This is a genomic window from Ruegeria sp. HKCCD7303 (assembly GCF_013111185.1).
In the GTDB taxonomy this organism is placed as follows: Bacteria; Pseudomonadota; Alphaproteobacteria; order Rhodobacterales; family Rhodobacteraceae; genus Ruegeria.
In genome coordinates, this window is record NZ_WVRE01000003.1 from 226,792 (window position 1) to 239,499 (window position 12,708).

Below are 12,708 nucleotides of genomic sequence, written 5' to 3' on the forward strand. Positions count from 1 at the left end.
ACTGCGCCTCAACACTTCTTAAAGCGGCTGCAATACAAAATGCGCGGCTAGTGTCAAGTCATCTGCACTCGACATCACGGGGCGCAGGAAAACGGTCTCGAACTCCCCGCTGTCATAGGCCAAATGCCCGTGAGGTTGACCGAAGGCGGGCACGATCTGCGGCATCTCCAGCCGAAACTCACCCTTCGCATCCGTCAACGTCGCGCCATGGCTGTGCGGATCGCGCTCGTGCCCCTCGGTCGTGTGCGCCCAGATCTGAATGCGTTGGCCGGGCAGGGGGGCTCCATCGCCTGCACGCCGCACTGTGCCGGTCATCCAGAACCCACCGCCACCGATCTGGTTCACGATAGGTGCTCCGGGACGGTAATTGTTCGATCCGCCCCGCATCGATGGCGTTGGTGCAAGCCCGCTCGCACGTGCTGGTAACAAAAGCCCCGAGGCCCCAGTTGCCACAACAGCGGCAGCTTGGGTAATCAGTGAACGACGGGAGAGCAAAGCGTCAGCCATTGAGAAACCTCCAATCCGCGACCCTTTTCGGTCCGACAACGATACTCAAGATAGCATGGTTCCGATGGATTCCGAGGCGCACCGGATCATAAAATCCTACTCTCACGGTTCTGTGAGACGGACAGGGGCAGCGGCACCGAATCTCTTTGACGTTTCGTTTTACAAGGTGCGATGTTTGTATTCATCGTGTCTGAAACGAAAGGTCGTGCCATGACACAAGTGGATAAAGTCTCAGCCGAGGACATAGCTGCCTTCCGGCGCAACGGTGCTGTTGTCCTTCGGTCAAAGTTTTCGCACGACTGGTTGTCGTTATTGCGCGAAGGCATCGACGCCGACCTTGAAAATCCGACCGACAATTTCACACGCCATACCAAGGACCCAAGCGCTCCCGGCTATTTCGAGGATTACTGGGCCTGGAACAAAATTCCCCAATTTACCGAATTCGTTCATCACTCTCCCTGTGCACCACTTGCTGCTGAACTGCTTGGGGCTCCGTCTGTCAATCTTGTCATGGACAACTGGTTCTTGCGCGAAGCGGGATCAACCTCGCGCCCACCTTTTCATCAGGATCTGTCCTACTTCGATTTTGAGGGCACAATGTGCGTGCTGTGGCTGCCGCTGGAGCAGGTGACGAAGGAAAACGGTATCGCCTTCGTCAAGGGATCACACCTCTGGAACAAGCTTTTCATGCGGGTGCGCTTTGCTGATGGGCATCCGAGTTATGAACCGACTGAAGTTGCCGGGCAAACCTATCACCCGCCACCTGATGTAAACGCGGACCCCGAAGCGTATGACCTGTTGCAATGGGATCTGGAGCTTGGGGACTGCATCTTTTTCGATATGCGAACGTTACATGGCGGGCTATCCGCGACGACCCCGTCGGAAACGGTCCGCCGTTTCACCCTTCGCATGACTGCACCAGATGGAGTCATCCGATACCGCGGCGACTGGGCCGAAGACGAGCGCGCGCAGTTCGAAGCCGCGGGTTATGGCGAAGGCGATAAGATCGACGGCCCCTTTTTCCCCCGCTTATGGCCCCGCTAAGCGGGGGGGCAATGCACCCAATCTGTGCGTTTGCGCACTTTATTGGGCGGAATAAGCGTCTATCTCTTGTTTGAGCGAACGATGGATGGCTTTGCCATCTGCAACCAAGGGAGTGCTGAAATGAGTTGGAATCCGACCCATAATCCTGATTGCGTCTCGGAAAACCCGGCGCTGGACACGCTGATCATCCCGCGTGCCCGCGATCTGGGCGGGTTCGAAGTGCGCCGCGCATTGCCTTCAGTGAAACGACAATTGGTTGGCCCGTTCATCTTTTTCGATCAGATGGGTCCGGCCGAATTCATCACCGAAGGCGGTATTGACGTGCGCCCCCATCCGCATATCGGACTGGGCACAGTGACCTATCTGTATCAGGGCGAGTTTGAGCACCGCGACAGCCTTGGCACCCACCAGATGATCTATCCGGGTGAGGTCAATTGGATGGTCGCGGGGCGAGGTGTTACACATTCCGAACGCACAAGCGACGAAACGCGTGGTAAAAAGCATAGTCTTTTTGGAATCCAGACGTGGATCGCCTTGCCCGAAGCGCATGAGGATATGGCCCCTGATTTCGAACATCATAAACAGGCCGCGCTGCCGCATCTTCAGGACGCGGGTGCTAGCGCCCGGTTGATTCTGGGCTCGGCCTATGGCGAAACCAGTCCGGTGACTATGTTGTCCGAAACCTTCTATCTGGACGTGCAGCTTGAACCCGGTGCCTCGTTCCCGCTGCCCGATGATCAAGAGGATCGCGGCGTTTATGTCACTCAAGGCTCGGTCGAGATCGCAGGCGACACGTTTGACGAAGGCCGTATGATGGTTTTCCGCCCCGGCGACAAGCTGTCGGTCAAAGCGGGCCCCTTGGGTGCGCGGCTGATGCTGCTGGGCGGCGCGACGCTGAACGAGGACCGGTATATCTGGTGGAACTTCGTTTCCTCTTCGAAAGAAAAGATCGAAACCGCAACGCGTGAGTGGAAAAGCGCCGATTGGGCCAATGGTGCGTTCCATTTGCCACCGGGTGACGATCAGGAGTTTATCCCTATTTCTGAAGAGCTTGAACGGACCAAACCTCGGTTGGCACGTTGACAAGTGCCCCGAAAAGCGGCGGGGTTGTGTAACAGGTCGTTTGCGGTGATCCTTTCAGGTATTTCTGAGGGGGCATTATGAAACTCGTAATTGCAGGTGCGGGCAGCATTGGTTGTTATTGCGGAGCATTACTGGCTCGAGCGGGCCATTCCGTCACCCTGCTGGGCCGCGCCCTTGTGCTTGACCCGATCCGCCAACACGGGCTGACGGTTACGGATTTCGATGGGCTTAATTACACAGCACCAGCCAATTCCCCAGACCTCAGCCAAGATCCAACTTGTTTGGCTCATGCAGAATTGGTCATCGTCACTGTCAAATCGGGTGCCACTGCGGATATGGCCGAACAGATCGCTGCTGAGGCACCGTCGGACGCGCCGATTCTGTCCTGGCAGAACGGGATCGAAAACGCTAAGACCTTGCGTGCTGCCTTGCAGGGGCGAGATGTCCGTGCCGGAATGGTGCCCTTTAACGTGGTGCCTAGTGGACCTACTACCTATCACCGGGCCACCTCGGGCGAAGTCGTCATCGAAAATGGGCCCGGAGATCTGGCCGAGCGTCTCAGCAGCCCGGATCTGCCTGTTTTGGCGAGTGATCAGATCGAGGCCGTGCAATGGGGCAAACTGTTGATCAATCTGAACAACGCGCTGAATGCGCTGTCGGGTTTGACGATCGTGGATCAACTGAAAAGCCGCGACTGGCGTTTACTTGTTGCGGATCAGATGGCCGAGGCGCTTTTGGTTCTCAAGGCGGCGGGGCACCCAGTGGCATCGACCACGCCGCTTCCGGTTTGGATGACCCCGCATATCCTGCGGCTGCCGACTCCGCTGTTTACCCGCGTCGCCGCCCGGATGCTGACGATTGATCCCAGTGCCCGGACGTCTATGGCCTATGATCTGATGGCTGAACGACAAACGGAAATCGACAGTTTGCAAGGCCACATAATACGGTTGGGCCATGAAACCGGGGTGCCGACGCCCATCTGCATACAAGTGTCCGACCTGATCAAACACGCGCCTGATCACCCGCTGACCCCGGATCAGATCAGGTTGTAAGACCCCTTAGGCGAAAGCAGTTAGCATCCAAAAGATTATGGCTGACATGGTCGCGGCAGCAGGTACGGTGATGACCCAGGCCGCTACGATGGTCATAAAATGCGAGCGCCGCACCAGTTTACGACGGCGGTACTCTTCGGGTGCCAGATTATGCCCTGTTGCACGCAGCAGGTTGGCGCGTTTACGTCGCCGTTCGGAGTCCCACTCGCGGAAAAAGCCCACACCAAAAACTGCGCCAACTGCGATATGGGTCGAGCTGACAGGCAGCCCCAGCCAACTGGCCACGATCACGGTGATCGCCGCCGAAAGGGCGACACAGAAAGCCCGCATAGGGTTCAGCTTGGTGATCTGGCTACCGACCATCCGGATCAGTTTGGGGCCAAATAAGAACAGACCAAAGGAAATCCCAAACGCGCCGATAATCATTACCCAAAGCGGAATTGAGACCTTCGACGCGAAATCCCCGAATTCTGCCGCGTGCACAATCGCGGCCAGAGGGCCAACCGCATTGGCCACGTCATTTGCGCCATGTGCGAAACTCAGGAACGTGGCCGAGATGACCAGCGGCAAGCCAAACAGAGCTTTCAGTGACCGCGTTCGGTTTTCAAGCCCTTCGGACTTGCGTCGCACCCATGGGATGGTGGCGGACCAGGCCAGCAGACCTGCGGCCAACCCGATTAGCAGCGCCATCTCAAGTTCGATTTTAACGATGCGTTTAAGCCCCTTTACGGCAAGATAAGTGGCAAAGGCCCCTGCCATCACTGCCACAAGGATGGGCACCCATTTGCGGGCCGCCGCGATCTTATCATTCTGATATTGAATCTTGGTCTGGATCAGCGCCAGAAAACCGGCGGAAATCAAACCACCCAGTACAGGCGAGATCACCCAACTGGCCGCAATTGCGCTCATCGTGCCCCAACTGACTGCACTTAGCCCCGCTGCTGCAATCCCGGCCCCCATGACGCCTCCGACAACCGAGTGCGTAGTCGACACAGGCGCGCCGACCCAAGTTGCCAGATTGACCCACATGGCCGACGAAATCAGTGCTGCCATCATCGCCCAGATGAAAACGTTGCTGTTCTGAACAGACGCAGGATCAATGATCCCTTTGGAAATGGTCGAAACCACATCACCACCTGCCAGCAACGCACCTGCGCTTTCGGCGATGGCCGCGATCAAGATGGCCCCGCCCATAGTCAGTGCGTTTGCACCAACGGCTGGACCCATGTTGTTGGCCACATCATTTGCGCCAATGTTGATCGCCATATAGGCCCCAAAAGCGGCAGCGGCGACCACGATGTAGCTGCCATCGGCCTGACCAAACAGAACGGCCGCTGTCAGTCCTGCAACGACCATGAACGCCAACGCGATTCCCGGTGCCAACAAAGGACGGGAAACGTGTATGTTGGCATTTTCAACGCGAGAAATGCGATGCAGGTCACTGTCCAGCGCCTGCCAGCGCGGCTTGGGGTTTGTGTCAGACATGGGCTTGATCAGTTTTTCAAAGACGGCCCGCAGCTAACGTTTCGATGCTGCAAGGACAAGCCGCATGTCATCAATTTGTTGCGAAGTTGTTACATTTGACGCAGCAGCGACTGTAGTTCAGGTTCCTGCACCTGCGTGGCAGCTTCGGCCGGTGAAAACCACTTTCGTGTCCGCTGATGGGCTTCGGGGAAGTCTTCGACCAGCTTGCGCACCACAATCCGGTATACATTGGTCAGCACCGGTTGCGTCGACCCGTCCTTGAGGATTTTGTCGTAAGTAAAGTGACCGATGGGTTTCTTGTCCACCTTGTCCGCCCGCACTCCGGCCTCTTCCCAAGCCTCCTGCAGCGCCGTTTCGGCCCCGTCCAGACCGTCAATCGGCCAGCCCTTTGGAATGATCCAGCGCCCGGTATCCCGACTGGTGATCAACAGAACCTCATTCTGCCCTTTGTGTTTTCGGGTGCACAAAGCCGCGAACTGCACCCGTCTGGGGCGCAGGAACAAAGGCCGACCAACCTCTTCCCAGATATTTCGCAGTTTTGAACCCATCCGCAGCGTATCAACCATATCCTGTCATCGGAACTGAAGGGACGTAACAGTGGAAATGTTGAATTTCAATTAAATCTTCAGATTTTCCGTATTCGTGAGCGGTTTTCGGTTCGAGTGGCTGAACACTGTTTCAGCCCCGGTCGATCTTGCCTTAGCCGCGTCTGCGCTTTGCCCTCAGCGTTGGGTCGGCTTGTGTTGGGTCTTCCGGCCACGGGTGTTTTGGATACTGGGCCCGCATATCCTTGCGCACGTCCGCGTAAGAGCCAGCCCAGAATCCGGGTAGATCGCGGGTGATCTGGATCGGACGTTGCGCAGGTGACAGAAGGGTAATTTTCAGCGGCGCGCCCCCGACAACCGGGTGACTCGAAACGCCGAACAATTCCTGCAACCGGACCGAGATTTCTGGCACCGCTGCACTGTAGTCAATCGGCACCTTGCGTCCTAGCGGTGTTTCAAACGATCCCGGTGCACGGCGGTCCAGTTCTTGCGTCTGTGCCCAATCCAAACGGGCGCGCAGGGCGGGTAAGAGGTCGAAGCGCTTCCAATCTTCCGCGCTTTTGACGCCTGAGAGCATCGGCAGCAGCCAATCCTCCAAGTCGGCCATCAGGCCTTCGACCGAGAAATCGGGCAGGTCGGTCCCGTCTGCGCGCACCAGTTCGACCCGGGCTGCCAGTCGACCGGCGGCACCGTCCAGTCGCAGCCCTAGGTCGCGGACCCCGTCCAGCATGGCCCGCGCGACATCTTCATCCGGGACTTCCTTCCAGATACGATCATCCAAGGTGATCGCACCGAACCGTTCCTGTCGTCGTGACACAACCCGGCGTTCGCGTTTCGACCACGTGCAACTTTCAACCCAGGCGATTTGATCGCAAAACAAATCCCGGATCTCTTGTTCCGAGATCTGCGTGGCCATGCGTACCTTTGCTTCGCGCGGGTTGCCATCCGTATCGTTCACAACCAAGTAAGGCGCGCCCGCCAGCGTGTCACCATTGTCCAGAACAACGCCCTTGCCGCCCGACAGCACATAGCGCGGTGCTTCTCCTTTGCGCCGCTGTCCGACGCGATCAGGGTAGGCCAGGGCGACCATGGCCGCAGGGCTCAGGCGCTCGGACCCGTTCTTGGCCTGCGCCCGCAGTCTTTTGGTTTCGGCCTGGATACGGTCTATGGCGCCCATATTCACCTGCCATACGCGGTTACGCTGAAACGCACGCACGTCGCGCAACGCCTCTTGCCGTAGCGCGATATCGACCGGGGCGCCGCGCAAGGGGTCACGTTCAGCCATAAGTGCCGCCAATGGCGCAGCTTGCGAACCTGCGCTTTCCAACATGTGACCCAGCCGGGGGTGCAGAGGTAACGCGGCCAAGGCTCGCCCGTGATCAGTGATCCGCCCCTTATCGTCCAGTGCGCCAAGCATCGTCAGCAATGCCCGTGCCTCGGCCAGTGTTCCGTCGGGCGGCGGTGTCAAAAAGGCCAGATCATTGGCGTCCGCGCCCCACAACGCCAGTTCCAACGCCAGTCCGGTCAAGTCAGCTGCCTCGATCTCGGCGGGCGGGTAGGCGGCCAGCGCGCCTTCTTCACCTTTTGACCACAGCCTATAACACACGCCTTCGGCCACACGGCCCGCGCGACCCGCGCGTTGCGTCGCTTCGGCCCGCGTCACGCGTTCTGTGACCAACCTCGACATGCCCGAGCCCGGATCAAACCGTGCCCGCCGCGCTTGCCCCATATCCACGACCACGCGGATATCTGGGATGGTCAAAGAGGTTTCGGCAATCGACGTCGCCAGCACCACTTTGCGCCCGCTTTTAGCGGGGGCAATCGCTGCGCGCTGGGCGGCAAAGGGCATTGCCCCGAACAATGGATACACGGCACAGGCTTCAGATAGTCTGGCTTTCAAGGCGGCCTCGGCCCGCCGGATTTCGCCTTCACCGGGCAGGAACACCAAAAGACCACCTCCTGTGGCGCGCGTTTCACGTTCGGCCTGTACCACCAGTTCTACCAGCGCATCCAAACGACGTGCTTGTAGCCCCAAGGGGCGATCCAGCCAGCGGGTCTTGACAGGAAAGCTGCGCCCCTCGGACGTGATCAGCGGGGCGTCCATCAATTGGCCAACGGGCTCGGCATCCAAGGTGGCAGACATGGCCAGCAGGATTAGGTCATCCCGCAGCGCACCTGCCACCTCGAGGCACAGCGCAAGCCCCAGATCAGCGTTCAAAGAGCGTTCGTGGAATTCGTCGAAAATCACCGCGCTGATACCGGGCAGGTCAGGGTCTGATTGCAGCATTCGGGTCAGGATGCCTTCGGTGACGACCTCGATCCGCGTGTCCTTGGACACTTTCGCATCGCCACGTACACGGTAGCCCACGGTCTGCCCCGCGCGCTCTCCCAGAGTTTCGGTCATCCGCTCTGCCGCTGCCCGCGCAGCCAGCCTTCGGGGTTCCAGCATCACGATCTTGCCGTCGCACAGATCGGCCTCGAGCATCGCCAACGGCACCCGCGTGGTCTTGCCTGCGCCTGGCGGTGCCTGCAGCACTGCGCGTCCACGGGCACGCAAGGCATTCAGCAAGGCGGGAACGGCGTCATCTATTGGCAGGCGATTGGTCATGTGCACCTTATCCGCCATCGTGCTGGCGGCGTCCAGTTCCCGCACTTGCACAAGCTGCAGGCCATGAACGAAATGCCGCAGGATTTGTTTTGCGCGCAATTCCCGTGCTCTTCGGTCTGGACAAATACCCCCCGACCACGGCAACTATTCCTGCCTCAGGGAACGGAACAAGCATGCAGACAGACAGTTTAAGTGACAGGATATTGAACGGCGAGCGTCGTGCGCTGGCGCGTGCCATCACTCTTGTCGAAAGCAATCGTGCTGATCATCGGGCGCAAGCCAGCGAGCTTTTAACTCAGCTTGCGGGATCGGGACGTCAGGCGTTGCGGATCGGTTTGTCGGGGACGCCCGGGGTTGGCAAGTCCACCTTTATTGAAAGCTTCGGCATGATGCTGACTGGGCAAGGACTGCGCGTGGCTGTTTTGGCGGTCGATCCGAGCTCGGCACGTTCGGGTGGTTCGATTCTGGGCGACAAAACCCGGATGGAACGCCTGAGTCGGGAAAAAAATGCCTTTATCCGGCCTTCTCCCAGCCAAAGCCACCTTGGCGGCGTAGCCCGTCGTACCCGTGAGGCCATCGCCCTGTGCGAGGCGGCGGGTTATGATGTGGTGCTCATCGAAACGGTCGGTGTGGGGCAGTCGGAGACGGTTGTTTCCGAGCTGTCGGATCTGTTCCTGCTGTTGTTGGCCCCTGCGGGCGGAGACGAATTGCAGGGTGTGAAACGCGGCATAATGGAGATGGCCGACATCATCCTGATCAATAAGGCTGATGGCGACCTGAGGGCCACTGCCACACGCACCTGCGCGGACTATGCGGGCGCGTTGCGATTGCTGCGTAAACGTCCGCAAGATCCCGAGGGTTTTCCCAAGGCCATGACCGTATCAGCGGTTGAAGAACATGGGCTGGAGCAGGCGTGGGACGAAATGCAATCCTTGACCCAATGGCGTCGGGACAATGGCATTTGGGAAGCCAATCGCGCGGCGCAAGCACGGTATTGGTTCGACCAAGAGGTGCGTCACGCTCTTCTTGCGCGCCTCGACACACCGCAGGCCAAGGCCGAGATGGAGCGTCTGAACGCCGAAGTCTCAGCCGGGCATTTGAACCCGGCAAAAGCGGCAGAGGAACTGCTCGGTGCACTGACCTGATGGTCGGGTTTGGTTGGGGAGCCTACGGGCTGTGCAAAATAAAAGATTTCGCGCGGCCTGTCTTGACCCTCCCGGCGATTCCCACTACACGCATCCAACCAGTTTTCGGGCGCGACTTCGGGTTGCGCCCCTTGTGATTTGGCCAAGGGTCTGAAGCCCGGCCTCCAGAAACAAAGGAAGAAACCATGTCGCGCCGTTGCGAACTGACCGGAAAAGGCCCGATGACTGGCAACAATGTCAGCCACGCCAACAACAAAACCAAACGTCGTTTCCTGCCGAACCTGAACGACGTCACCCTGCAGTCCGAGACCCTGGGTCGCGGTGTTAAACTGCGCATCTCGGCAGCTGCGCTGCGCTCGGTAGACCACCGCGGTGGTCTGGACGCGTTCCTGGCTAAAGCCAAGGACGAAGAGCTGTCGGCAAACGCTCTGAAAGTGAAAAAGGAAATCGCCAAGGCGCAAGCCTCGGCCTAAGCCTTTATTCTCTTACGTAATTCAAGGCCCCGTACCCTTTTGGTGCGGGGCTTTTTTGCTCTGTGGCTATATGGCGGCAATTCGCATTGTTCCCGAATTCGAAATAATTTTTCTCGATTGGTGAATTTCTTCACATACAGAGATTCGAATCTGACTTAACGTTAGGTCATTCATCAGGCGGGGGCCCGAATATGTCGTTAAAAAGTTTCTACATTTTTCTGTTTCTGGCCGCTGTGCTCCGCAAGGCAATTGCAGCCTGCGCGCAGATACAGCGCAAAGTGAACCGGTCGCACACCAGCTTTACTGCAAGCGAAGTGAAACGACCTGGGGTGGACTACTGAGAACCGCTTCAAGCGCGACCCTTTAGCGCTTGAAGCGCCTTTGCACGCTGACCTATACCAAGGTCAGGATGAGACCTAAGACCGCCAGTATTCTGCCGTTTGTTTTATCCCTGCTTCTGGTGCTGACCGGGCAGGGTCTTGCCATGTCGCGCGGCATGAATAGTGCTGTTGGCCAGATGGTATTGTGCACCGGAAATGGCCCGGTCGTTGTCTACATGGATGAAAGTGGGCAACCTATTGCGCCACCGCACTATTGCCCGGATTACGCGCTGTCCCTCATGGGGGCAATTGCCGCGACCCATCCCACATTGCCCGCAGCGCCGGAACTTGCGCAACCCGCGCCATTGCGAGATGTGGGCAACCAGATCGCATTGCCGGTGCCGCGCGCTCCGGCCCGCGCGCCGCCTTCTGTTGTTTGAAACCCATCTTTTCTAAAGTTTTGAACAACAAGGAGAGGCGCGATGTCCCTCAAATCCAAACTGCTTGCAACCTTGGCCGCAGTCACGCTGGCCGTTCCCGCTCTGGCCGATGGCACCATCAAGGTGGATGACGCTTATGCCCGCTCTTCGGGCAAAACGGCCAAGGCTGGTGCCGCTTTCATGATGATCGAGAATCAGGGCGTCGCAGATGACCGCCTGATCGGCGCAACTTCGGACGCCGCGGCCCGTGTTGAGCTGCATACACACGAGGTCGACGATAACGGCGTGGCCAAGATGGTGCATGTGGAAGAAGGCTTTGTCATTCCCGCTGGCGAAACCTACATGCTGAAACGCGGCGGGGCTCATGTGATGTTCATGGGCCTGACAGCGCCTTTCGAGCAAGACGCAATGGTGCCCGTCACTCTGATTTTCGAGAATGCCGGCGAGGTCGCGATCGAGATACCCGTTGATCTGGAACGTCAAGACAAAGGTGGTCATGGCGGTCACGGATCTCACGGAGAGAGCACGGATTAAAGCGCGCCTGTCTTTGCGCCACGTTGCACCTTTTCCATGCATCAGGCCGGGCATTGCCCGGCCTGAGTGCGTTTGTTGAGGGGGGTGGCTTTTATTTATTCACGGTCTTTAGTCCGACCCGATCACCCGCTTTTCGGAACCGGGAGGCCAGCCAGAACATGACAGCAGCGATTGCAAGCGCCGAAAAGGCGATACCCCACCCAAGCGCCACCAATGCCACCGCTGGCCAGATCATCAGAACCAGCCCGACAACCAGGGCAACAAAGCCCGAAACCCGCATTGATCCGCGTTGCGGGTCTCGCTGGTGCATCTGCTGAGCGGCGGCCAGTGAACCGATCCCGATGATAAGCGCCCATGCACCCAACAGGAAAAAGGCAAGCTTGACCGTGCCTTCCGGCCAGATCAGCAGGATCAGACCGATCACTAGCGCGCCGATCGCGGCACCTCCTAAAACACCACGGCGTCCAACCCCCAAAAGAGTCAGGCCGCCATCCAGGATCAATAGTACTCCGACCAGTTGCAACAGCACGGCGATGCTGCCAGAGGGCCAGAACAGCGCAGCAATGCCAACAATCCCCGCCAACGCTCCACGCAGTAAAAAGGTCCACCAGAGATTGGATAGCTGCTCGCCCAGCAAGTCGCGCTGGGCCATGCTGCCATCCTCCAGGATTTCGCCGGTTTTGGGTTCTTGGTCGGCCATGGCTGATCCTCCAATCGTTTCGGGCGCAATCTAAGCAAAAAATATAGTGTTGTCTGCATCTTATGAGGGTCGTGCCAGCAATTGCTCAACCCAGTTAGGCACCGTCTCTGACGCCTTGCCAAGGATATATGTGTCAAACCCCGAGGCCCCAAGCGTTGGCTCCAGATTAATCTCGACGGTTTGCGCGCCTGCCGCTTGTGCCTCGTGCACAAAGGCTGCTGCTGGATAGACCTGACCCGATGTGCCAATAGCCGCAAAGAGCGACGCGCTGGCCAGATGGTCGTAAATCGCATTCATGTGGTAAGGCATTTCTCCGAACCAGACTACATCAGGACGGGCTGTTGGCCGGTTGCAGGAGGGGCAGGGTTCTGCGACCGCCATCTCGGGCGGGGCAGTCCAGCGGTGCCCACAGTTCGAACACAACGCGCCGGCCAAGGTGCCGTGCATGTGAATGACATTCCGTGCACCACCGGCTTCGTGCAGGCTGTCGACGTTCTGAGTGACAATCACCACTTCACCGGGCCAGTCGCATTGAAGCCGGGCCAGTGCTTTGTGGGCGGCATTGGGTTTCACGCCAGCCGCCTGAACGCGACGGGCATTGTAAAATCCCTGAACCAAGGCCGGATTGCGGGCAAAGCCTTCGGGCGTGGCCACATCCTCGATCCGGTGCTTGGCCCACAATCCGCCCTCATCGCGAAAGGTACCTAGCCCACTTTCAGCGGAAATTCCGGCTCCGGTCAGAATGACAATCTTTTCCATGTCCTCTCCACAC

Annotated in this window: 13 protein-coding genes; 7 read left to right on the forward strand and 6 right to left on the reverse strand. The window is 58.5% G+C overall.

The features are described from left to right. Positions 1-18 precede the first annotated feature (18 nt). The gene (locus tag GS630_RS10740; protein ID WP_171177768.1) at positions 19-507 is read right to left on the reverse strand and encodes a twin-arginine translocation pathway signal; all 489 of its coding nucleotides are present in this window, start codon (positions 505-507) and stop codon (positions 19-21) included. 210 nt (positions 508-717) lie between these two features. Between GS630_RS10740 and GS630_RS10745 the strand changes: the two genes are divergently transcribed. The 3 genes from GS630_RS10745 to GS630_RS10755 all read left to right on the forward strand — a co-directional run bounded on the left by GS630_RS10745 (position 718) and on the right by GS630_RS10755 (position 3,686). Beyond that, positions 718-1,551 carry a phytanoyl-CoA dioxygenase family protein gene (locus GS630_RS10745; protein WP_171619665.1) on the forward strand — a complete coding sequence of 278 codons (834 nt, stop codon included), beginning with the start codon at positions 718-720 and terminating at the stop codon, positions 1,549-1,551. A 120-nt stretch (positions 1,552-1,671) separates the two neighbouring features. Then, positions 1,672-2,634: a pirin family protein gene (locus tag GS630_RS10750; RefSeq protein WP_171177764.1), complete on the forward strand. Its 963-nt coding sequence runs from the start codon at positions 1,672-1,674 to the stop codon at positions 2,632-2,634. A gap of 77 nt (positions 2,635-2,711) precedes the next feature. Then, complete coding sequence (locus GS630_RS10755; RefSeq protein WP_171712011.1) at positions 2,712-3,686, forward strand: 2-dehydropantoate 2-reductase; 975 nt, start codon at positions 2,712-2,714, stop codon at positions 3,684-3,686. A gap of 6 nt (positions 3,687-3,692) precedes the next feature. On the opposite strand, the gene GS630_RS10760 is transcribed toward GS630_RS10755, so the two are convergent. The 3 genes from GS630_RS10760 to hrpB all read right to left on the reverse strand — a co-directional run bounded on the left by GS630_RS10760 (position 3,693) and on the right by hrpB (position 8,324). Continuing rightward, positions 3,693-5,171, reverse strand: a complete 1,479-nt coding sequence (locus tag GS630_RS10760; RefSeq protein WP_171619669.1) for an inorganic phosphate transporter — start codon at positions 5,169-5,171, stop codon at positions 3,693-3,695. 89 nt (positions 5,172-5,260) lie between these two features. Continuing rightward, the gene (locus tag GS630_RS10765) at positions 5,261-5,719 is read right to left on the reverse strand and encodes an NUDIX hydrolase (protein ID WP_171178093.1); all 459 of its coding nucleotides are present in this window, start codon (positions 5,717-5,719) and stop codon (positions 5,261-5,263) included. A gap of 151 nt (positions 5,720-5,870) precedes the next feature. Further along, positions 5,871-8,324 carry an ATP-dependent helicase HrpB gene (hrpB, locus tag GS630_RS10770; RefSeq protein ID WP_171620138.1) on the reverse strand — a complete coding sequence of 818 codons (2,454 nt, stop codon included), beginning with the start codon at positions 8,322-8,324 and terminating at the stop codon, positions 5,871-5,873. Between the two features lie 173 nt (positions 8,325-8,497). Here hrpB and meaB point away from each other — a divergent pair, with 173 nt between their 5' ends. The 4 genes from meaB to GS630_RS10790 all read left to right on the forward strand — a co-directional run bounded on the left by meaB (position 8,498) and on the right by GS630_RS10790 (position 11,236). Then, positions 8,498-9,469: a methylmalonyl Co-A mutase-associated GTPase MeaB gene (gene meaB / locus GS630_RS10775; protein ID WP_171619671.1), complete on the forward strand. Its 972-nt coding sequence runs from the start codon at positions 8,498-8,500 to the stop codon at positions 9,467-9,469. A 185-nt stretch (positions 9,470-9,654) separates the two neighbouring features. Continuing rightward, the gene (gene rpmB / locus GS630_RS10780; protein ID WP_171094054.1) at positions 9,655-9,942 is read left to right on the forward strand and encodes a 50S ribosomal protein L28; all 288 of its coding nucleotides are present in this window, start codon (positions 9,655-9,657) and stop codon (positions 9,940-9,942) included. A gap of 409 nt (positions 9,943-10,351) precedes the next feature. Next, positions 10,352-10,702, forward strand: coding sequence for a hypothetical protein (locus tag GS630_RS10785; RefSeq protein WP_171177756.1), 351 nt, complete (start codon positions 10,352-10,354; stop codon positions 10,700-10,702). Positions 10,703-10,744: 42 nt separating this feature from the next. Next, complete coding sequence (locus GS630_RS10790; RefSeq protein ID WP_171177754.1) at positions 10,745-11,236, forward strand: copper chaperone PCu(A)C; 492 nt, start codon at positions 10,745-10,747, stop codon at positions 11,234-11,236. Positions 11,237-11,327: 91 nt separating this feature from the next. Here the strand turns inward: GS630_RS10790 and GS630_RS10795 are convergent, their stop codons facing one another. Both GS630_RS10795 and GS630_RS10800 read right to left on the reverse strand, forming a co-directional pair. Continuing rightward, entirely contained in the window at positions 11,328-11,936 is a 609-nt protein-coding gene (locus tag GS630_RS10795; RefSeq protein ID WP_171177751.1) for an HdeD family acid-resistance protein, read from the reverse strand. 60 nt (positions 11,937-11,996) lie between these two features. Then, positions 11,997-12,695, reverse strand: a complete 699-nt coding sequence (locus tag GS630_RS10800; protein ID WP_171619673.1) for an NAD-dependent deacylase — start codon at positions 12,693-12,695, stop codon at positions 11,997-11,999. Positions 12,696-12,708: the final 13 nt, after the last annotated feature.

Coding starts and splice junctions, on each gene's coding strand:
- GS630_RS10740 (WP_171177768.1), bottom strand. CDS start 507: ATGGCTGACGCTTTGCTCTCCCGTCGTTCACTGATTACCCAAGCTGCC.
- GS630_RS10745 (WP_171619665.1), top strand. CDS start 718: ATGACACAAGTGGATAAAGTCTCAGCCGAGGACATAGCTGCCTTCCGG.
- GS630_RS10750 (WP_171177764.1), top strand. CDS start 1,672: ATGAGTTGGAATCCGACCCATAATCCTGATTGCGTCTCGGAAAACCCG.
- GS630_RS10755 (WP_171712011.1), top strand. CDS start 2,712: ATGAAACTCGTAATTGCAGGTGCGGGCAGCATTGGTTGTTATTGCGGA.
- GS630_RS10760 (WP_171619669.1), bottom strand. CDS start 5,171: ATGTCTGACACAAACCCCAAGCCGCGCTGGCAGGCGCTGGACAGTGAC.
- GS630_RS10765 (WP_171178093.1), bottom strand. CDS start 5,719: ATGGGTTCAAAACTGCGAAATATCTGGGAAGAGGTTGGTCGGCCTTTG.
- hrpB (WP_171620138.1), bottom strand. CDS start 8,324: ATGACCAATCGCCTGCCAATAGATGACGCCGTTCCCGCCTTGCTGAAT.
- meaB (WP_171619671.1), top strand. CDS start 8,498: ATGCAGACAGACAGTTTAAGTGACAGGATATTGAACGGCGAGCGTCGT.
- rpmB (WP_171094054.1), top strand. CDS start 9,655: ATGTCGCGCCGTTGCGAACTGACCGGAAAAGGCCCGATGACTGGCAAC.
- GS630_RS10785 (WP_171177756.1), top strand. CDS start 10,352: ATGAGACCTAAGACCGCCAGTATTCTGCCGTTTGTTTTATCCCTGCTT.
- GS630_RS10790 (WP_171177754.1), top strand. CDS start 10,745: ATGTCCCTCAAATCCAAACTGCTTGCAACCTTGGCCGCAGTCACGCTG.
- GS630_RS10795 (WP_171177751.1), bottom strand. CDS start 11,936: ATGGCCGACCAAGAACCCAAAACCGGCGAAATCCTGGAGGATGGCAGC.
- GS630_RS10800 (WP_171619673.1), bottom strand. CDS start 12,695: ATGGAAAAGATTGTCATTCTGACCGGAGCCGGAATTTCCGCTGAAAGT.